General features: G+C 58.7%; 17 protein-coding genes. 5 read left to right on the forward strand and 12 right to left on the reverse strand.

The genetic code is table 11. The features are described 5' to 3' along the window. Positions 1-144 precede the first annotated feature (144 nt). Positions 145-1452: an amino-acid N-acetyltransferase gene (argA, locus tag CFB02_RS16510; protein ID WP_088558875.1), complete on the forward strand. Its 1308-nt coding sequence runs from the start codon at positions 145-147 to the stop codon at positions 1450-1452. Here the strand turns inward: argA and CFB02_RS16515 are convergent. Next, the gene (locus CFB02_RS16515) at positions 1426-2496 is read right to left on the reverse strand and encodes an aminopeptidase (protein ID WP_088558876.1); all 1071 of its coding nucleotides are present in this window, start codon (positions 2494-2496) and stop codon (positions 1426-1428) included. The genes argA and CFB02_RS16515 overlap by 27 nt on opposite strands. A gap of 171 nt (positions 2497-2667) precedes the next feature. Here CFB02_RS16515 and CFB02_RS16520 point away from each other — a divergent pair, with 171 nt between their 5' ends. Together CFB02_RS16520 and CFB02_RS16525 are read left to right on the forward strand one after the other, a co-directional pair. Then, positions 2668-6429 carry a DUF1631 family protein gene (locus tag CFB02_RS16520; RefSeq protein ID WP_088558877.1) on the forward strand — a complete coding sequence of 1254 codons (3762 nt, stop codon included), beginning with the start codon at positions 2668-2670 and terminating at the stop codon, positions 6427-6429. A gap of 18 nt (positions 6430-6447) precedes the next feature. Continuing rightward, positions 6448-7314 (forward strand): phosphoribulokinase, encoded by an 867-nt coding sequence (locus tag CFB02_RS16525; RefSeq protein ID WP_088558878.1) that lies wholly within the window; start codon positions 6448-6450, stop codon positions 7312-7314. Positions 7315-7318: 4 nt separating this feature from the next. Here CFB02_RS16525 and CFB02_RS16530 read toward each other — a convergent pair whose 3' ends face one another. The 3 genes from CFB02_RS16530 to CFB02_RS16540 form a co-directional block, all read right to left on the reverse strand. Beyond that, entirely contained in the window at positions 7319-8167 is an 849-nt protein-coding gene (locus CFB02_RS16530; protein WP_088558879.1) for a pirin family protein, read from the reverse strand. A 134-nt stretch (positions 8168-8301) separates the two neighbouring features. After that, complete coding sequence (gene speD, locus CFB02_RS16535; protein WP_088558880.1) at positions 8302-9096, reverse strand: adenosylmethionine decarboxylase; 795 nt, start codon at positions 9094-9096, stop codon at positions 8302-8304. A gap of 247 nt (positions 9097-9343) precedes the next feature. Continuing rightward, entirely contained in the window at positions 9344-9766 is a 423-nt protein-coding gene (locus tag CFB02_RS16540; protein ID WP_014578500.1) for an OsmC family protein, read from the reverse strand. Positions 9767-10031: 265 nt separating this feature from the next. On the opposite strand from CFB02_RS16540, the gene crp reads away from it, so the two are divergent. Further along, a complete protein-coding gene (gene crp / locus CFB02_RS16545; protein ID WP_007153756.1) occupies positions 10032-10673 on the forward strand; it encodes a cAMP-activated global transcriptional regulator CRP in 642 nt (213 codons plus the stop codon). 84 nt (positions 10674-10757) lie between these two features. On the opposite strand, the gene modC is transcribed toward crp, so the two are convergent. From modC to CFB02_RS16575, 6 genes are all read right to left on the reverse strand, one after another. Further along, positions 10758-11840 (reverse strand): molybdenum ABC transporter ATP-binding protein, encoded by a 1083-nt coding sequence (gene modC / locus CFB02_RS16550; RefSeq protein WP_088558881.1) that lies wholly within the window; start codon positions 11838-11840, stop codon positions 10758-10760. Next, positions 11837-12517: a molybdate ABC transporter permease subunit gene (modB, locus tag CFB02_RS16555; protein ID WP_088558882.1), complete on the reverse strand. Its 681-nt coding sequence runs from the start codon at positions 12515-12517 to the stop codon at positions 11837-11839. The genes modC and modB overlap by 4 nt, the downstream gene beginning before the upstream one ends. Then, a complete protein-coding gene (gene modA, locus CFB02_RS16560) occupies positions 12517-13266 on the reverse strand; it encodes a molybdate ABC transporter substrate-binding protein (protein ID WP_172835874.1) in 750 nt (249 codons plus the stop codon). The genes modB and modA overlap by 1 nt, the downstream gene beginning before the upstream one ends. Positions 13267-13307: 41 nt before the next feature. Further along, positions 13308-14276, reverse strand: a complete 969-nt coding sequence (locus CFB02_RS16565) for an alpha/beta hydrolase (RefSeq protein WP_088558884.1) — start codon at positions 14274-14276, stop codon at positions 13308-13310. Next, positions 14236-15222: a sterol desaturase family protein gene (locus CFB02_RS16570; RefSeq protein WP_088558885.1), complete on the reverse strand. Its 987-nt coding sequence runs from the start codon at positions 15220-15222 to the stop codon at positions 14236-14238. Before CFB02_RS16570 ends, CFB02_RS16565 begins: the two co-directional genes overlap by 41 nt. 108 nt (positions 15223-15330) lie before the next feature. Further along, a complete protein-coding gene (locus CFB02_RS16575) occupies positions 15331-16077 on the reverse strand; it encodes a glutathione S-transferase family protein (protein ID WP_088558886.1) in 747 nt (248 codons plus the stop codon). A 138-nt stretch (positions 16078-16215) separates the two neighbouring features. Between CFB02_RS16575 and CFB02_RS16580 the strand changes: the two genes are divergently transcribed. Next, complete coding sequence (locus CFB02_RS16580) at positions 16216-17190, forward strand: META domain-containing protein (protein WP_227519262.1); 975 nt, start codon at positions 16216-16218, stop codon at positions 17188-17190. On the opposite strand, the gene CFB02_RS16585 is transcribed toward CFB02_RS16580, so the two are convergent. Together CFB02_RS16585 and CFB02_RS16590 are read right to left on the reverse strand one after the other, a co-directional pair. Further along, the gene (locus CFB02_RS16585) at positions 17166-18008 is read right to left on the reverse strand and encodes a substrate-binding periplasmic protein (RefSeq protein ID WP_088558888.1); all 843 of its coding nucleotides are present in this window, start codon (positions 18006-18008) and stop codon (positions 17166-17168) included. The two genes, CFB02_RS16580 and CFB02_RS16585, sit on opposite strands and share 25 nt — an antisense overlap. 83 nt (positions 18009-18091) lie before the next feature. Further along, positions 18092-19150 carry a quaternary amine ABC transporter ATP-binding protein gene (locus CFB02_RS16590; protein ID WP_088558889.1) on the reverse strand — a complete coding sequence of 353 codons (1059 nt, stop codon included), beginning with the start codon at positions 19148-19150 and terminating at the stop codon, positions 18092-18094. Between the last annotated feature and the right edge of the window lie 10 nt (positions 19151-19160).

The raw sequence follows: 19160 nt of genomic DNA on the forward strand, positions 1-19160 counted from the left end.
GTGGAGCGCCAGGGATGGCGCGACCGAGCCCTACAGGGACGTATTTACGGGCGTGTTTTGGTTCACCCTCCTCGACAGGACTCGGCAAACTCCTCAAGATAAACTACCTGCCGTTAGAAGGTAACGAGAAACCAGGAGAAAGGTTTGAAATCAAACGACTGGCTGCATGGATTCCGCCATTCATCCCCCTACATCAACGCCCACCGCGGGCGTACGGTGGTGCTGACCATTCCGGGGGATGCGATTGAACACGGGAATTTCATCAACATCATCCATGACATCGCGCTGCTGAGCAGTCTTGGTGTGCGGCTGGTCGTTGCCTTTGGTGCCCGCCCGCAAATCCAGACGCGGCTGGATGCGGCCGGAATCGAATCGTCGTTTTCGAAAGGTCTTCGGATTACACCGCAAGAGCACCTGAGCATGGTGATGGAAGCCGTCGGTGGCCTGCGTGCCTACCTGGAGAGCCACCTTTCCATGGGTTTGGTGAATTCGCCGATGCACAATGCCCGTATCCGGGTGAGTGGCGGCAATTATGTGGCTGCCAAGCCCGTTGGCGTGCTGGACGGCGTTGATTTTGGCCACACTGGAAAAGTGCGCCGGGTGGATGTGGCCGGCATCGAGAAGCTGCTGGAGCTCGGTCACATTGTCCTGTTGCCGCCTATGGGTTATTCGCCGACGGGAGACGCCTTTAACCTCTCCTACGAGGATGTTGGCAGCCAGGTAGCGGCGGCTCTTCAGGCCGAGAAGCTGATGGTGTTTATTGATGATCCCGGGTTGCAGGAAGAGGACGGCACTTTGATCCGGGAGCTGTCGGCGCGCCAGGCGTCCGAGCGTCTGGCGGCCGGTGCGGTGACCGGTCACGATGCCGACTTGCTGCGAGCTGCCTGTGATGCCTGTGTGAAGGGTGTACGTCGCGCCCACATTATCAGCTATGTGGATGACGGCGCCCTGCTGAAGGAGCTCTTCACACGGGATGGCGCCGGCACGTTGGTCAGCGGCGATCACTACGAGCAGTTTCGCCAGGCCCGGGTCGAGGACATCGGCGGGATTCTGGAGCTGATCCAGCCGCTGGAGGAGCAGGGCATTCTGGTTCGCCGCTCCCGGGAGATGCTGGAAACCGAGATTGACCGCTTTGTTGTGGCGGAGCGCGACGGCACTATCGTGGGCTGTGCCGCTCTGTACAGCTACCCTGAAGAAGGCGCCGGCGAGTTGTCCTGCTTCGCGGTAGACCCGACCTATCGCCGGGCCGGGCGGGGTGATGAGATTCTGGCAATGGTGGAGAAGCTGGCCCGGGGGCAGGGTATCCAGAAGCTGTTTGTGCTCACCACCCAGACGGAGCACTGGTTCCGGGAGCGGGGCTTCCAGCCTTCGACCGTGCAGGCCCTGCCCGGGCCGAAGCTGGCTGCCTATAACGCCCAGCGGAACTCAAAGGTGTTCTTCAAACCGCTCTGAAAGGGCGGCCAGATGTTCAGACCTCTGGGATTCCGGTTGCTCTGACAGCGTCTCGACGGCCATGTAAAAGTCCGCAAAGTCGTAGTCTGCATTCCGAAGCATTTGGCGGAACGCCGGTACGTGCTGGTTGTACTGACGAAACAGCGCCAGGTTGGCATTGTTCAGGCTGACTGGTACCGGTCCGAACGGGCCCGGCTCGGACCACTCTGCGGAAAGTTCCTGATAGGCAAGAGCCAGCTCTTGGTAAATAGCCGCCTTGCGATTCCGCAGTTGCTGGTCTGGCAAGCTGCTCTGCTGAGCATAAAGAACGTCCAGCCGGGCACTGAAGTCTTCGACCAGGGAGAGCGTCTGGTTTCGGCGAGCCAGGCGGTCCAGTGCCTCCTCGAACTGGCCTGGTTTGCCCTGTTCCGATAGCCAGAGCCTGAGCCCTTCCAGCTCCACCGCTGTGGCAAAGCTTTCGTTAAATGCCGTGTCATCGGCGATGTAGACCACCCGGTGTGCCAGTTCATGGAACATCAGGGCGACCATGCGATCCTCCGTCAGTCGGGTAAAGCCGGTGTGCAGGGGGTCATCGAACCAGCCGAGGGTGGAGTAGGCTGTTACGCCGCCAATAAACGTGTCGAAGTCCTTGTTGCGAAATTGCGACTCCTCGGCACGCGCATCCGCCAGGCTGTAGTATCCCCGGTAGGCCTGACAGCCGAGCACCGGATAGCACCAACGGTGCGGTTCCAGGGAGAACTCCGGCACCGCCACCAGGTTCACCACTACCCAGGGTCTGTCGAGATCCACGTAGTCGCTGAAGGCTCCTCCCACCGGCAGGGCCAGTCGTTGACCGGCGAACTCCCGGGCCTGTTGCGCTACCGTGAGTTTTCCCCGAAGATCCATCGGCGTTGTGGTGTCGGAGAGGATGTCGTCGACCGGTTCCGCCGACATCATCAGGGAGAGATGGCCACTGACAGCTTGCGAATAGTAGCCAATGGTCGAACAGCCGTTAAGCATTGTTACCAGTAGCAAAAGTAGATAGATCTGACTAAGCTGTTTCATGGGTCAGGATGTTATAGTGGATTGGTTTGCCTGTGGGGGCCAGGCCGCTATAGTACAATCATGGTCTCTATATTAGCAGCCGGTGGCATCCGCCATCGTTTCAGGGACGTGAGTCGGTACCGGGCGCTGTGTTCGGTGATCGTTCCGGCTTTGCGAGATATCAGGTAGTTCATGGATCCAAGAGAACGTCGTAGCAGCCCCCGCCAACCAATCAAGCTTGCCGCCCAGATTGATCTGGGAACCGGTGAAGCCTGGCCGTGTCAGATCGCCGATTTCTGTGCGGAGGGTCTGTTCGTCCGCTATTCGGGTGAAACCTCGAAGAAGCTGGATCGGGCGTTTGCTTCCGGCATACCCCCAGAACTGGTGATACGTTTTCGGGGTCTGGATGGCGCGCGCCGCCACGAGCTTCATGTCAGTATTGTCCGTCGCATCGATGGTGCCATGGGGGTCAATTTCAGCAGGCCCAACCCGGTAGCTGTGGATGCCATGCTGCAGCAATGCGGGGGCTCACGCAGTCAGGATCGCTCCTCGCTCCGCGCGCCCAGTGACCGCGTACAGTTTGTCCTGCACCAGACCGCCAAGGCGGTGATCCAGTTTATCGAGCCATTGATGGACGCCTGTTTTGTGCAAATGGTGGAGGGTCTCAAGCTGGCGGCTCGGAGAGCCGCAAATGATCAGCAGGCCAATGAATACATGGATGCCTCGGGCCAGATTCAGGCCCGGCAACGGGTCGTCTGGCATCAGATGGCGCGCAGCCTGGAATCGCCACTGAAGCCCGCCCCCAAGGGGTTTCCGGGGTCCGAGCTGTCCGTGGTCGACAAGGGTGAATTCGAGGACTGGTTGACGATACGGGTGATGGTGACCAAGGCGGATACCCAGTATCGGGGAGACCTGCTGCAGCTCAAGCTTCGCCTGGACAAACTTGGCATCGCCAACGCCACGGGACACCACAACCCCCTCGGGCCCTCCATGGTCTGCGAAGCCTTCCATAATGGCCTCAGCCAGCTCAAGGCAACCCGGGAGGTGGAGAAAGTCTGTCTTCGGGTCTTTGAACAGACCGTTTTGCAGCAGCTGGGACCCCTGTACAAAGAACTCAACGATATTCTGATTCGTCACGGTGTTCTGCCGGACCTGGATCTCAGCAAGTATCTGAGTGAGCAGGCCGGGGCAAAGCCGGAGACACAACAAGAGCCCGCGGAGCCCGAGCCGGTTACCGAGGAGAGTGCTGCTGCAGAGTCAAAGCCAAAGGCGGGTGCCGAAGACGCCGGTCAGCCCCAGTCTCGTCGCAGAGCCGGCATGCTGGGGGGCGAGTTTCGGGGTTATGCCCAGGCGGCCCAGACTGCGTTCGCCACGGTGCGTAACCTGTTGAATACCCTGAGCGCGAGCCGTGTGGCCCGGGGCGATCCGGAACCTTTGCCGTTCCAGCCGAACGCCAGGCCTCTGTCGTCCGGAGAATTCCAGCGAGAACTCCAGCAGCTGCAATCTCAGCCCGTGGATACTGGCGAGGAGCTGGCACCCCTGAAGGAGCGGGTGGTAGAGAAAGTAAAGGCAAGCGGTGATAACCGGCTGGATGAACAACAGCAGGAAACGGTCGATGTGGTCGACCGGTTTTTCAAATCGGTGGTGGAAAGCCCGAAGCTCAGCGAGTATGCCCAGCAGCGCATGCGGCAGCTGGAAGTGCCCGTTCTCAAAGTTGTCATGAGGGACCCCGCGTTCTTTGACGATCAGGATAGCCCGGTGCGCGGGGTGATGAACCGTCTGGCCCAGCTAGGGGTAAAGGGCGGGCGCATCAATCCGGTGGTTCAGCGTCGCGTGGATGAGCTGGTAGAGCGCATTACGACGGACTTCGAGCAGGACACCGGGGTATTCGAGCAAACGCTCCAGGAGCTGGACAGCCTGATTGATCGCCAGAATCTTGTCTATCGCAGGAATGTCGAGCGAGTGACAGCGGCCGCGGAGGGAGCCCAGAAGGTAGCCGAGTCAAAAAAGGCTGTGGCCGATGTGCTGGACAACAAACTGGGTGGGCGCAAGGTGCCAAAGGCGGTGATAAGCCTGTTGGATGGTGGCTGGCGGGATCTGCTTTCGCTGACCTGGATCCGGCAGGGGCCTGACAGCCAGCTGTGGCATGATTACCAGGCCGTTATCGATTCGCTCCTATCCTTCGCTGATGATCCGAACAGCTCGATTAATCTGCCCGAGCTGCTGCGGGTGATTCAGGATGGCCTGGCCTCTATTTCCAGTAACCACATGCCTTCTTCGCAAATCCGGGACGAGCTCAAACAGTTTCTGGTTCGCAGTCCGCAGAAGAGCCCCGAACTGGTTGAAGTGCCAGTGGCAAAGCCGGAGCAACCGGATGCCAGAAAACTGTCCGACCGGGAGCAACGAAGTCTTCAGCGCTGGATCAACCGGGCGCAGAAATTGCGAACCGGCGACTGGCTTCGCGACCAGGAAAAACCGGACGAACCCCAGTACATTCGTCTGGTCTGGGTGGCCCGCGGTTTCAGCCGCTTTGTCTTTGTGAATCACCAGGGCATGCGAGTGGTGGAATTGGAGCTGGAGGCCCTGGCCCGGCAGATGCGAAAAGGCATCATCGTGCCTGATAGCCAGTATGAACGGCCCCTGGTGGACGAGAGTATCGATCGCATGGTCCGCAAGGTCTATGACCAGTTGTCCTGGGCCTCCACTCACGACGAATTGACCGGCCTTCTCGGGCGTCGGGAATTCGAACGCATGCTCGATCAGCAGTTGGCCCGTCGGGAGGACGAGCGCTCCCTGGTACGTCTGGATCTCCGCAGGTTCCGCCTGCTGAACGACACTGCCGGCTACCAGGCCGGTGATGAGACCCTGAAACGGGTTGCCGATATCCTGCGCAGCCACGTCGGTGATGGCATGCCCGTGGCCAGGCTGGCAGGCAATGAGTTTGCCATGCTGGTGCCGTCCGAGAGTGCCGGCGACGCGGCAAAAGATCTCATCCGGGCAGTGGAGGCCGCCGAGTTCAGTTTTGGTGGTCGCGACTACCGGCTCTCTGCCAGCGTCGGTGTAGTCCCCACGTTGCCGGCCCTGGTCAGTGCTGAACGCTGGTTGCGGGCGTCGGAACAGGCGCTTGCTACGTCCCGCCAGCAGGGCCACGGGAAGGTTTCGGAGTACGCCCTGGATGCCGATGACCATGCCCGTCAGGAGCAGATTGCCGCCAAGGTTGCCAGCCTCAGCGACCTGAACGAGGAGCGCATGCTGCTGCGCTGCCAGAAGATCATCCCTCTGCATGCCAAGTCCTCCATGGCCGCGCAGTATGAGGTGCTGATCAGCATGTACGATGACGAAGGCAACCTCATTACCGGTCGGGACTTCGTGCGCATGGCCGAGCGTTATGACCGTATGCAGGCCGTGGATCGCTGGGTTGTTGGTCACATGCTGGACTGGCTCAGGGAGCAGGCGCCAGACCCGAGGCATTTCGGCGGCGTCTGCATCAACCTGTCCGGCTATTCCATGAATGACCAGTCGCTGCTGGAGTTCATCTACGAAAAGCTGAGTGAGAAAGACGCGCCTATCGAGCGGCTGTGGTTCGAGATTACCGAGGCCTCGGCGATCAACGACGTCCAGTCAGTGGCAGACTTCATCATTGAGATGAAAGAACTTGGCTGCCGGTTCTGTCTCGGCAACTTTGGCAGTGGCCCCAGTTCGTTCGAGTTCATGCGTTCGTTACCGGTAGACCTGATCAAGATCGACAGCTCCTTTACCGGCCAGCTGTCGACCAGCGAGACCGATCGGGCAATGGTGCGCTCAATGGTGGACATGGCCCACTACATGAACCGGGAAGTGATTGCCTCGCAGGTTGAATCCCGAGACGTTCTGGACATGCTCCGACAGCTGGGTGTCGACTATGCTCAGGGCTTCGTGGTGGAAAAACCCCGTCTGCTCGACAGCCTCACCTGATTCCGGCAACCTGCCTCTATGTCAAAACGTCATCCCATCATCGCGGTTACCGGTTCGTCCGGAGCGGGCACCACGACCACCGGCCAGATTTTCAGCCGGATGTTTGCCAGTGAGGGGCTGAACGCCGCAATGGTCAGTGGTGACAGTTTCCACCGCTACAACCGTGAACAGATGGCCAGGCTTGCGGCCAAGGGCCAGTTCGGTGAGCGTAACCACTTTGCTCTGGCCGCCAATCACATCGACAAGCTGGAAGCGCTGTTCTACGACTACGGCCACACCGGCAACGGCCGGTATCGTCAATACGTTCACGATGAGGATCGCAGGCTGGTTGAAGCCGGGTATAAGCCCGGCACCTTCACGCCCTGGGGGCCTTTGCCCGCAGATACCGATTTGCTGTTCTACGAGGGGCTTCATGGGGGTGTGGTCAGCGAAACCTGCAATATTGCCCAGTATGTGGACCTGCTGATCGGTGTGGTTCCGATTGTCAATCTTGAATGGATCCAGAAGATCCACCGGGACACGCACAAGCGGGGCTACAGCCAGGAGGCGGTGGTGGAAACCATCATTAACCGCATGGATGACTATGTGCACGACATCGTGCCCCAGTTCTCCCACACCCACATCAATTTCCAGCGCATTCCCCTGGTCGATACTTCCAACCCCTTTGTCGTCCGGGAAGTCCCCACTGAGGACGAAAGCATGCTGGTGATCCGGTTCAGGGACCAGTCAGAGGTGGACTTTCCCTATCTGCTGCAGGTGATTGCGGGCAGCAGCCTGTCGCGACACGATACCCTGGTGGTTCCGGGCACAAAAATGCCGCTGGCCATGGACCTGATTGTCAGGCCGATGGTGCAGCGGCTGATGGCAAGAAAGCCGTTTGCCTGAGGCGTCAGGCCGTCAGGCGTCCATCCCGGTAATCCCGGAGTGTCTGCTCGATCTCCTCGCGGGTATTCATCACAAACGGACCGTACTGGACAACCGGCTCGCCAATCGGTTTGCCGGCAATCAGCAGCAATCGCGCACCGGCTTCCCCGGCATGGAGTTCGATCTGGTCACCGTCGTCGGAAAGAACGTTAGCGGCGCTTCGCTGCAGCGAGCTTTCTCCCAGGCTCGCGCTACCCTCGTAAAGATAGAGCATGGCGTTGTGGCCTTCCGGAAGGGGCAGTTTCAGACTCCCGTCGGATGCCAGGTGAATGTCAGCGTAGATCGGCTGGGTGGTGCGACCGGACATCGCCCCTTCCTGGGCCTGGCCATCAATCTGTAATGAGCCAGCAATGAGCTTCAGTTTGCCACCGTTGAAAGCAAGCTCTGGAATATCTTCCGGCTGGATGTCCCGGTAGCCTGCCTTCGTCATTTTTTCCGCCGCCGGCAGGTTCAGCCAGAGCTGAAAACCGCGCATCACGCCTTCTTCCTGCTGGGGCATCTCCGAATGGATGATGCCGCGACCGGCGGTCATCCATTGCACACCGCCGTTGCGAAGGTCGCCCCGGTTTCCGAGATGATCTTCATGCAGCATGTGCCCCTCGATCATATAAGTCACGGTTTCGAACCCCCGATGGGGGTGCGAGGGGAAGCCCGCGATATAGTCGGCAGCCTCCGCGGAACCGAACTCGTCCAGCATCAGGAACGGATCCAGGCGAATGTTCTGTTGCTGGCCAATGGAACGCTTGATGCGCACGCCGGCGCCGTCGGACGTTTCCAGGGCGGGTATAATCTGTTTCAGGGAGCGCAATGTCATGGGGTCCTCCTCTCATAGCTGTTGAGTCTATTTAAACGGGATAGGAGGAGAGAATAAAACGCAGAAATCTGGCGGGTGACATCAAAAAAACTGAAGGACCCGTGACGCCCCGGGCGAGGCGCCACGGGAGGTGATCATTCGACGTTGCGGGAATAGAAGATTTCCAGCATTTCCCGACGCAGACGGTCCTCAATGGACTGGGCTTCGGCGGGATCAAGATCACCGGCGTTCACCCCGAACACATAGTTATCGAGGTTGAAGTTCTTCAGCATCATCTTGGTGTGGAACAGGTTTTCTTGGTACACGTTCACATCGATCATCTGATACGCGTTCTGGGTATCTTCGGTCAGGTAGTTCTGGATCGAATTGATGTCGTGATCAATGTAGTGCTTGGTGCCGTCCACATCACGGGTAAAGCCGCGAACCCGGTAGTCCACGGTAACGACATCAGAATCAAAGCTGTGGATCAGGTAGTTCAGCACTTTGAGCGGTGAGATCAGGCCACAGGTGGATACGTCGATGTCAGCCCGGAAGGTGCTCACGCCATCGTGGGGATGGCTTTCCGGGTAGGTGTGCACCGTGACGTGACTCTTGTCCAGGTGGGCCACGATAGTATCCGGCAGCGGTCCGGGAGACTCTTCGTTGTCGGGCTCTAGGCCATCGGTGAGCTCGTGCTCGGCGATCAGCATGGTGACAGATGCGCCATGGGGCTCGTAGTCCTGACGCGCGATGTTAAGAACATTCGCGCCGATAATCTTGACGACGTCGGTCAGAATCTGGGTCAGGCGCTCGGCGTTGTACATCTCGTCGATGTAGTCAATATAGGCCTTGCGTTGTTCTTCGGTCTGCGCATAACAGATGTCGTAGATGTTAAAGCTCAGGGATTTGGTCAGGTTGTTGAAACCATGCAGCTGGAGTTTTGATTCCATGCTCAGCCCCTCCGGATCGTGGAGATGAATGACTGCAGAGCCGCATTGCTGAGCTCTGCCGAGGCCGCCACCGACTACTGACCGGGTTGTTCACCTTTTGCGCAGACCGGCGGAGAGGGTGCGTATTATGCACACCGCAAGTGACGTTGAATAGTATTCGCAATGACATTTTAGCATTCGTGATTTCCCCTGCATCCGGCCCGGGGAATCGGTCCATGAGCGGCCCTGGCGAGATCTCTCACTCGGGTTATGACGCCTGGTGAACCTCATAGCTGTGACTGATCTCGACGCCGGCCTTCTCAAGCATGATAGACGCGGAGCAGTACTTTTCTGCCGACAGGCTCACGGCCCGCTTGACCAGATTGTCTTTCAGGCTGTTTCCGGTTACCACGAAGTGCAGGTGAATGCGTGTAAACACCGCCGGAACCGCGTCGGCCCGCTCTGCTTCGAGCTCGGCGTGGCAGGCGGTCACGTCCTGGCGGCTTTTCTTCAGGATGCTCATGACATCGAACGCCGAACAGCCTCCGAGCCCCATCAGCAGCATTTCCATGGGGCGCGGGCCCAGGTTCTCACCGCCGTGGTCTGGCGGGCCATCAAGCTGGACGCTGTGGCCACTGCCGCTGGTGGCTTTGAAACTGGCGTTGCCGGTCCAGTCTACGGTTGCTTTCATGGGACGACTCTCCGTTGTGATGACGCGGGACCAACTGTTGTGATGGCCCCGATAAAGATGACCTGTGGCCGGATGCTAGCACAACCGGCTTCGCCAGGCAGGCCGATCCCGGATACATGTTGTATACTCTTTCCGGTTGCCCGCAACAGACCTTCTTGTTATAAGTTGCGCAGTTTTGCAGTAAAAAAGAACGAACCCGCAAGGAAAGCCGGGTGCATAACAAACATTGGGACCCGCCAGTATCTGAGGAGGCACGACTCGCATTATGGCCACTATCGTCAAGCCGGTTGAGCAGAAAACCAAGCATCTCGACTATTTCCTTTCGCAGTGCCATCGCCGCCGTTACCCAGCCAAGAGCACGATTATCTATGCCGGGGACAAGAGCGATTCCCTGTTTTACATCGTCAAAGGCTCGGTGACGGTTATCATTGAAGACGACGACGGTCGCGAGATGATCATGGCTTACCTGAACGCCGGTGACTTTTTCGGTGAAATGGGACTGTTCGACAACATGGATTCCCGCAGCGCCTGGGTAAAGGCCAAGACCGAGTGCGAAGTGGCGGAGATCAGCTACACCAAATTCCGTGAGATTGCCCAGCAGGATCCCAGGGTTCTGTATTTCATTGGCGAACAGATGGCTTCCCGCCTCCGCCAGACCACGCGCAAGGTGGGTGATCTCGCGTTCCTGGATGTGACCGGTCGGGTCGCCCGCACCCTTCTGGATCTCTGCAAGGAACCGGATGCCATGACCCACCCGGATGGCATGCAGATCAAGATCACCCGACAGGAAATTGGCCGTATTGTTGGCTGTTCCCGGGAGATGGTCGGCCGGGTACTGAAAACTCTGGAAGATCAGGGACTGGTCAGAGTCAAGGGCAAGACCATGGTGGTCTACGGCACCCGCTGAGTCTTACCAATCACGCTTTTTTCGATAAGGCCGCTTCCAACAGCGGCCTTTTGCGTTGCGCAGCCAGTAGCGGTACCCAGGGTGCTACGCTATTACATCAACCGATTTGATCTGCATCCAGACGTTCATGCCCGGCTCAAGACCGAGCTGGGCGATTGCACGGGAGGTCAGTCTGGACAGGAGTGGCGTCGGTCCGGCCAGAAGCCGCACCAGGCTGATGCCAGGCGCCACATCGGGGTCAATCTGGTCGATAACGGCAGGCACCAGGTTCTGGATACTCTGATCGGAATGCTCGGTCAGGGCCAGGCTGACATCCCGTGCCAGTACTCTTACCCTAACCCGGTCTCCCGGCCTTACCCGATGGTCACATCGTAGCCAGAGCTGGCCGCCATCGAACCGGAACAGTGCCAGGTGCCAGTCGTCGTCAAGATCGATAATCCGGCCTTCGAGCAAGGCGCCGGCGTCGTCCTGGATGCGGAAAGGGTTATCGATGCCAGCCAGTGTTTCCCGAAGTGGCCCCTGTGCCACCACACGACCTGCCTCCAGCATCACAATATGATCCGCCAAACGGGCAACTTCTTCGGTTGAATGGGATACATAGATAATCGGAATTGCCAGTGTATCGTGCAGCCGTTCGAGATAGGGAAGGATTTCCTGCTTGCTGTTGAGGTCGAGAGCGGACAACGGCTCATCCATCAGTAACAGCCGTGGACTGGTCAGCAGGGCCCGTGCGATGGCCACCCGCTGGCGTTCACCGCCAGAGAGACCTACCGGCATGCGGTTCAGGTGTGACTCCAGACCAAGCCAACGCACGGCATCGTCGAATCCGATTTGTCGATCGCCGGCCGGTATGCGCCGGTACCCGAATTCCAGGTTTTTGCGCACGTTCAGATGAGGGAACAGGTGGGTCTCCTGGAACACATAGGCCAGAGACCGCTTGTGGACGGGTCGAATGAACGTCTCGGTTTGCCAGGGTTCGCCAAGAACGGTCATGGTGCCGGGGGCACTTTGCAGGCCAGCCATGCACCTCAGCAACGTGGTTTTGCCACAGCCTGAATGGCCGAACAGGCCAGTGATGCCCGTGCCTGGCAAGGTGAGGTCTACGTCGAGGCCAAAATCGGGGAATGTGCACTGGAAGCGGGCACGAATGGTGTTGGAGGCGTTCATCTGAGCGCTCCAGAGCGGGCTTTGCCGTTCAGCGCGTAGAGGGTCACCAGGACCACGAAGGAGAATACCACCATGCCGGCGGACAGCCAGTGGGCCTCGGTATACTCCAGCGATTCCACATGGTCGTAGATGGCGACAGACAGCACCTTGGTTTCACCCGGGATGTTGCCACCGATCATCAGGATCACGCCGAACTCGCCAATGGTATGGGCAAAAGTCAGCACGGCGGCTGTCAGGAAACCATTCCTGGCCAGGGGAACAGCGACGAACAAAAACCGGTCCCAGGGCGCTGCGCGCAGCGTGGAAGCGACTTCCATGAAGCCCTCGCCGACTGCTTCGAATGCGTTTTGCAGTGGCTGCACGGTAAAGGGAAGGGAATAGATTATTGAGGCCACCACCAGACCCTCGAAGGTAAATGGCAGCAGGCCGATACCCAGCGACTGGGTCATCTGACCCACCCAGCCCTCCGGCCCCATGACCAGCAGCAGATAAAAGCCCAGCACGGTGGGGGGCAGAACCAGGGGCAGCGCCACAATGGCCGCGATTGGCTGTCTAAGCCAGTGGCGTGTTCGGGCCAGCCACCACGCAATAGGGGTGCCGATAAGCAGGAGAAGCAGGGTTGTCGTCGTGGCCAGCTTGAGCGTTAGCCAGACCGGGTCCCAGTAGGTTTCAAGCATCAGTTGGCCGTGTCGTACCCGTAGCTCTGGATAATGGTGATGGCGGTGTCCGACTTCAGGAAATCCATCCAGGCCGTCGCCGCTGCTTTGTCCGCACCGTTGTTCAGCAGGATAGCCTGTTGGTCAATGGGCTGGTAATAGGCCTGGGGTACCTTCCATAGTGTGCCTTCGTCTTTTTTCCAGGCCTGGACCTGGGACAGGGCTACAAAACCGGCCTGGGCGTTGCGGCTGACTACAAACTGAAAGGTCTGGGCGATGGAGTCCCCGCGGACCAGTTTCGGCTGCAGGACCTCCCATTGATTCAGGTGCTGCAGAACCTGTTGCGCGGCAAGGCCATAGGGAGCGGTCTTCGGGTTGGCAATGGCCAGCCTCGAAAACGGCTGTTGGGCAAGATAGCTTTCGGCATTTTCAAAGGCCCCGGCCGCAGGGCTCCATAGTGCGAGTTTGCCACGAGCGTAGGTGAAGCGGGTGCCGGCAATGCCTGCCTGTTCTTCCTCGATCAGTGCTGGTCTTTGAACATCTGCCGCCATGAAGACGTCGAAGGGGGCGCCGTTTCTGATTTGAGCGTACAGCTTGCCTGTGGAACCGTAGCTGGCGGAGACCGTATGACCGGTTTCAGCTTCAAACTGCTTGGCCAGTTCCCGGGTGGTGTCAGTAAAGTTGGCGGCGACGCCGATACTGACCTCGCCCGCCACAGCTCCGGTGATTGCGTAGCCAGAAAGCAGCAGTAGTAACAGGGTACGGAACATCCTGCGGCCTCGAGGATAACCCATGCAACGTCCTTATCAGTTCATTCATTGATGGCAAGAGTCTGTGGCGACATCACCGGATGCGCTCGCTCCAACCGTGATTCAGAGGTCAGGCACAGAGACCGAAAGTAATCCCAGACCTCCTCCCGGTTGGTCTCGTTGAGCATCTCATGACGTCCGCCTTCAAACAATCGCAGGGTAACGTTTTCTGCGCCTGCTTCGCGGATTGCCTGGAAATGCCGACGCACGCCGCGTCCCATTTCACCGACCGCATCTGCGGTTCCGGAAAACAGGTGCACAGGCAGATCTTTTCGGTAGGCAGCCGGCGAAAGCCGCAGCATACCACCAATAAAATCCCACCAGAGGCCAACGGTGCACTCGAAACCGCACAGCGGATCGGCAATATAACGGTCCACTTGCAACGGATCCCGGCTCAGCCAGTCGGCGTCCGTGCGGTTCGGGCGAAACGTTCGATTGAACTTTCCAAAGGTCATTTTTGCCACCAGCTGGCTGCGGTATCGTTTGCCGCGCACCAGACGGATCAGTCCGATCAGGGATCTGGATGCGAGGAGCTGGCCCCGGTCAATGCGGTTGGTGGCGCTGAGGATCAGGGTGTCCAGGTTGTCGCCATGGATCTGGGCGTAGGCCTGGGCGATAAAGGAACCCATGCTGTGGCCCAGCAGATTAACTGGCAGCCCTGGGAGTCGTGAACGGGTGTGTTCAACCACCTGGTGCAGGTCGGCAACCACTCTGGCCCAGCCATCCCGGTCGGAATAGTGCCCGAGGTTCTCGGAAGGGCAACTGGGACCATGCCCCCGGTGGTGGTAGGTGATAACGGCTATGCCGTTTTCGCCGAGCCAGCGCGCCATTGGTTGGTAACGGTCGCCGTGTTCGGCCATACCATGGCTGATAATAAGACTGGCGGTCGGTGCCGCCGGGATAAAGACCCTCCCGGTTATCTCGTGGCCATCACCAGCGTTCAGCGTCAGGGGATGTTCGTTCTGTGTCATGGCCCACTTCCTTGTTGTTTTTTGCTGTGGCCTGGCGTTGCCACTCCGGCGGTTTCCATAGATGGGTAAGGCGAGACAATAATCCGCCGGGCTGTGCCATGTCGCGGAACAGGTCCACGTATTCGTGGGTCCAGAGCACAATCAGGTTATTGGAGCGAACAGGCCGGGTGATGCCGTATTCGGGCGGATCCTGGGCATTTTCATCGACAAACGTGCCGAAAAGCCGATCCCACACTATCAGCGTGCCGCCGTAATTACGGTCGATGTAGCCGGGATTTCGGCCATGATGAACGCGGTGATGGCTGGGCGTGTTGAAAACCAGTTCGATCCAGCCGGGCAGCTTCCCGACCAGTGTGGTGTGAATAAAGAACTGGTAGACCAGCGACAGGGCATAGGCTACGCCGATCCAGACAGGATTGAGTCCCAGCAGTGCCAGGGGCAGGTAGAACACCCACATGCCGTTGAAAATGTTGGTGGCATTCTGGCGCATGGCAGTGGAGAAGTTCATCCGCTCTGAGGAATGGTGAACCACATGGGCCGCCCAGAACCAGCGCACCCTGTGACTGGCCCTGTGCATCCAGTAGAAACAGAAGTCCACGCCCAGAAAAGCCAGCAGCACGGTGAATCCGTTCAATTCCAGATCAAACAGTCGGTAGTGGTAGCACAGGGCATAGACAGGGAAGGCAATGAGGCCGGCGAAGAGCAGTTCGGTCACCTGGTAGCCGGCGCCAAGGGCAAAGTTTCTGACCGCCTCACGGGTATCCATCAGCTGCGGATCGTGGCGAATCTTCAGGTATTCCCACAGGGTAACGCCCACAAAAACCGGTGTTGCAATCACAAAGATCAGTTGGCGTTCATCCAGCGCCAGCCACGGCGCAGCCATCGCCCAGAGAGAAAGCAGGCCACTGTCTTCCAGTACGGCCAGTATCATATCGGTCAAAGCCATCGGGTTTCTGCCGGTTTCCTCATCAAGTCCGTTTATTCTGGCACGTAACCCGGAAACCGGAATGTCGGTTCACGCCAGATTGGCTAACGGATTCCGACAATCCGGTACTCAGCCTGGCCGACGGTTGTCTTCGTACACTTTTTCCAGAGCCCGGATCTGTGGCTGCCACTGGTCCAGCCAATGTTTGATGTCTTTGGGAATTCGCGCAGTTTTCGGCCATGGCACCGGATACTGTGCTGGCTGGAACATGGGTGCAAACAGGGCGGCTGCCGTCAGGTCTGCGCGCGAAAACTGGTCGCCAGCCAGGAAAGGCCTTTCGGCGTAGATGGCAGCCAGCTCGGTGAGCAACTCCTCCATGACCTGGCGGGACTTTTCAGAGGTTTTTTCGTTGATCTTCATCCACTGACGCATGACTTCATCAACCCGGCTGAAAGCAAGGCTGAGCAGTATCCGGTTATAGAAAGGTGTTCCTGCGGCCAGCATGGGCACCACAATTTTGGGGCGCTGCAGGAAGTGGTGGTAGGAATAGCAGCGGATAGCCGGCCCCGCTTCCTCGTCAAGCCGGCGCTCCCAGGCCAGCGCCTGCTCACGAACGTCCGGGTCTGCCGGTGTCAGCGGGTGCTCTGGAAACGTCTGGTCCAGGTAATCCAGAATGGCGGCTGAGCCCTGAACCACGTGGCCGTCATGGTCCAGCACCGGTACAGAGGAGGCTTCACCGGTCAGTTTCCGGATGGTTTTCACATGTTGTCCCGGCAGCAGGTTCACCGTTTCGTAGTTGAGCCCCTTGTAGTCCAGGGCCCAGCGTACTTTTTCGCAGTAGTGGGAAATGGCAAATTGGTAAAGTTTCAGTGCCATGGGGTCTCTCCTTGGTTCAGCGTTCTAGCATACTGCCGGTGGGGCGGTATAAGAAGTCCCATCAGATGCCCATGGTGGCCTCATCGGTCGTTGGGTTCTAAACTGTAGGTCGAAAAGACGCTCACAAGGGAACTGACCATGCACTCACGACGAGTTTTGATGTTGTCCGTCGTCACTGCGGCGAGCCTTGCCATCTCCGCCTGCTCCTCTCTATCCAAAACCAGTCAGCCGGTTTCCGCGAGCTATGCTTGCGGGCAACTCGATATTGCCGTCTCCGGCACCGACGACAGCGATCTGATCAGCATCGACTATCTGGATCGACGTATTCTGCTCAAGCCGGAGGTAAGTGCCTCGGGCGCATTGTACGTAGCCCCCGGCGACGACCAGACGCGGTTCTGGAGCAAGGGTGAAAAAGCGACCCTGACAGTGAAGGGGCAAACCTATCCGGAGTGTTTGCAGCCAGGCGATCTGGAGATGCCGTTTGAGGCGCGGGGGAATGAGCCTTTCTGGCACGCGACGCTCGAAGGAGGTGAGCTCTTGATAACACGGCCTTTCGAGGAACAGGGAACCCGTCGAGTACCGGTTGAAGTCAAAACAGCCAACCGGCATGGGCGGACATTTGTGGCGACGCTGGCAGATCTCCCCATTACCCTGACAGTCGCCCGTCAGCTCTGTGACGACAGCATGTCCGGGGCTCAATATCCCGCGCAGGTGCGCCTGCAGGTCGGTGATGATGAGTTCAGGGGGTGTGGTGGTGATCGCCAACGTCTGTTCCGGGGCGCAATCTGGGTTGTTGAGGATCTTGCGGGCGCAGGCATCATTGATCGGTCCCGGATCACGATCGAGTTTCTTGAGGGCAATCGGATCGCGGGCAGGGCGTCTTGCAACCGATACACAGGTGCCTATGAACTCAGGGGTGAGGGCATGGCTATCGGCCCACTGGCATCAACACGGATGGCCTGTGCGCCCGCGCTCATGAATCAGGAAGAGCGGTTTCTGAGCCTGCTGGATCAGATGAATTCAGTGCGGATTGGGCAGCAGGGCCAACTGCTGCTGTCGACACCGGGCGGTGAGTCGATCCGGGCGTTTCAGTCTGACCACGACAGCCCATAGCGCGTCAGGATCTCAGCCACCCGCCCACTGCTTTGCAGGGCTCTCGCTCCCTCTGACAGGAGCGCTGCGAGCTGGGCGGAATCACGGCCGACCGGTGAAAATGCAACGTAGATTGGCGACTCATGGATCACCGCTGCCATTCTCAGGTTTTCCGTGTTGCCGTCCCGCTCCAGTTGCCACTGCATCACATAGCGGTCTTCCGGGAATACGTCAGAGCGCTGCTGGTGCAGGAGTTCGATTGCCCGGCTCAGTGGTGCCGGCCCGGACAGCACCCAGACCCGCTCCGGATCGTCCTGGTACTTCTCGATATAGCAGTCCAGTTCCGGTGAGTAAGCGTAGCCGTTGATCGCCAGCAGCGTGAATTGGCTGAGCGAGTCGATGCCAGCGTACTGCCAGTTGTTGCCAGGGTGGGTATAAAGCGCGATCGTCGAGTAACCAGTAGCGGCGTCCGGAAACACGAAGTCCGGCGCATCCCCCGGAAGGGCTCCGACAACCGCATCAATATACCCGTCCCGGGCCTGTTGCAGGGCCCGTGCCCAGCTCATGTTCACGTACTCGACATCGATACCGGCGAGGCCGAACGCCTCCCTGGCAATATCTATCATATAGCCTTCGTACTCGGAGCCGGCTTCACAATTGTGAGGACACCAGGGGTCAGCGGCAATGACGACGCTCTGGCGCGGCTCTGTGGGAGCCGGCGCAGCGGGAGCGGTCTTCGTTGCCTTTGCCGCTGTTTCAGGAGCCAGCGGTGGGGGATCCTCTGGCTGCGAGCAGGCGGCAAGAAAGAGCGCGATGGAAAGAACCAGGGGTTTTGCCATGGTAATAGAACCGGAATGCCGAAATCGTCGGCTTTCCCTGAAGCATAGACCCTAGTCGGGGGTTTGTAATGGCCAACAGGGGCCTAGGCCGCGTTTTTGTTCCTTTCGGTCGATGCGGCGGTAGGAACCAATGCCTTCGCCAAGTCTTTCATGTGAAGAGTGCCTACATGCTGACCGTCCCGGACCACCCGGAAGTTCAGGGACATGTCACCATCGGATTTCAGCAGTACCGACTCAAGGTTGTCCTTTTCTGTAATATCGCCGGCAAATTCGGTGTCACCGTCATCAGGCGGACTCATGACCGATCGTACCCTCAGCACCCGTGCCCGATTGATATCGCTGATGAAGTCGACGATGTAGGGATCGCCGGGATTGAGCAGGATTTCCTGGGGATCTCCCTGCTGCACTACTTCGCCGTCTTTCAGGATGACCAGGTGGTCGGCCAGTTTCAGGGCCTCATCAAGATCATGGGTGATGAACACGATGGTTTTCTGCAGTTCTTCCTGAAGCTCCAGCAACAGGTCCTGCATATCGGACCGAATCAGCGGATCCAGTGCCGAGAAGGCTTCGTCCATCAACATGATCGGGGCGTCGGACACCAGGGCTCGGGCGATGCCCACCCGCTGCTGCATGCCACCGGACAGCTGGTGCGGATACTGGTATTCGTTACCTTCCAGACCAACCCGCGCGAGCCATTTTCGGGCATCGGCCTCAAAGTCCGATGTCGTATAGCCGCGAATGTCCTTGGCCATGCCGGCGTTCTCGAGCACGGTTTTGTGGGGTAGCAGGGCAAACTTCTGGAATACCATCGACATCCGCTCGCGGCGAAGCTTTCGCAGCTGCTCTTCGTTGTAGCTCATGATGTCTTCGCCATCGACACGGATTTCGCCGGCCGTGGGATCGATCAGTCGGTTCAGGTGCCGGATGAGTGTGGATTTTCCGGAGCCGGAGAGTCCCATGATGACCGTGATCTCGCCATCGTGCATGTCCACGTTGATATCACGCAGACCGAGGACGTGTCGCTGCTGCTCCAGCAGATCGGCTTTGCCCATGCCCTTGCGAACATACTCCAGGGCAACATCCGGGGTCGGGCCGAAGATCTTGTAAAGGTTCCGGATCGAAATCTTGATGTCTTTTGCCATGGGGGCTTTC

The organism is Marinobacter sp. es.042, assembly GCF_900188315.1.
Taxonomy (GTDB): Bacteria; Pseudomonadota; Gammaproteobacteria; order Pseudomonadales; family Oleiphilaceae; genus Marinobacter.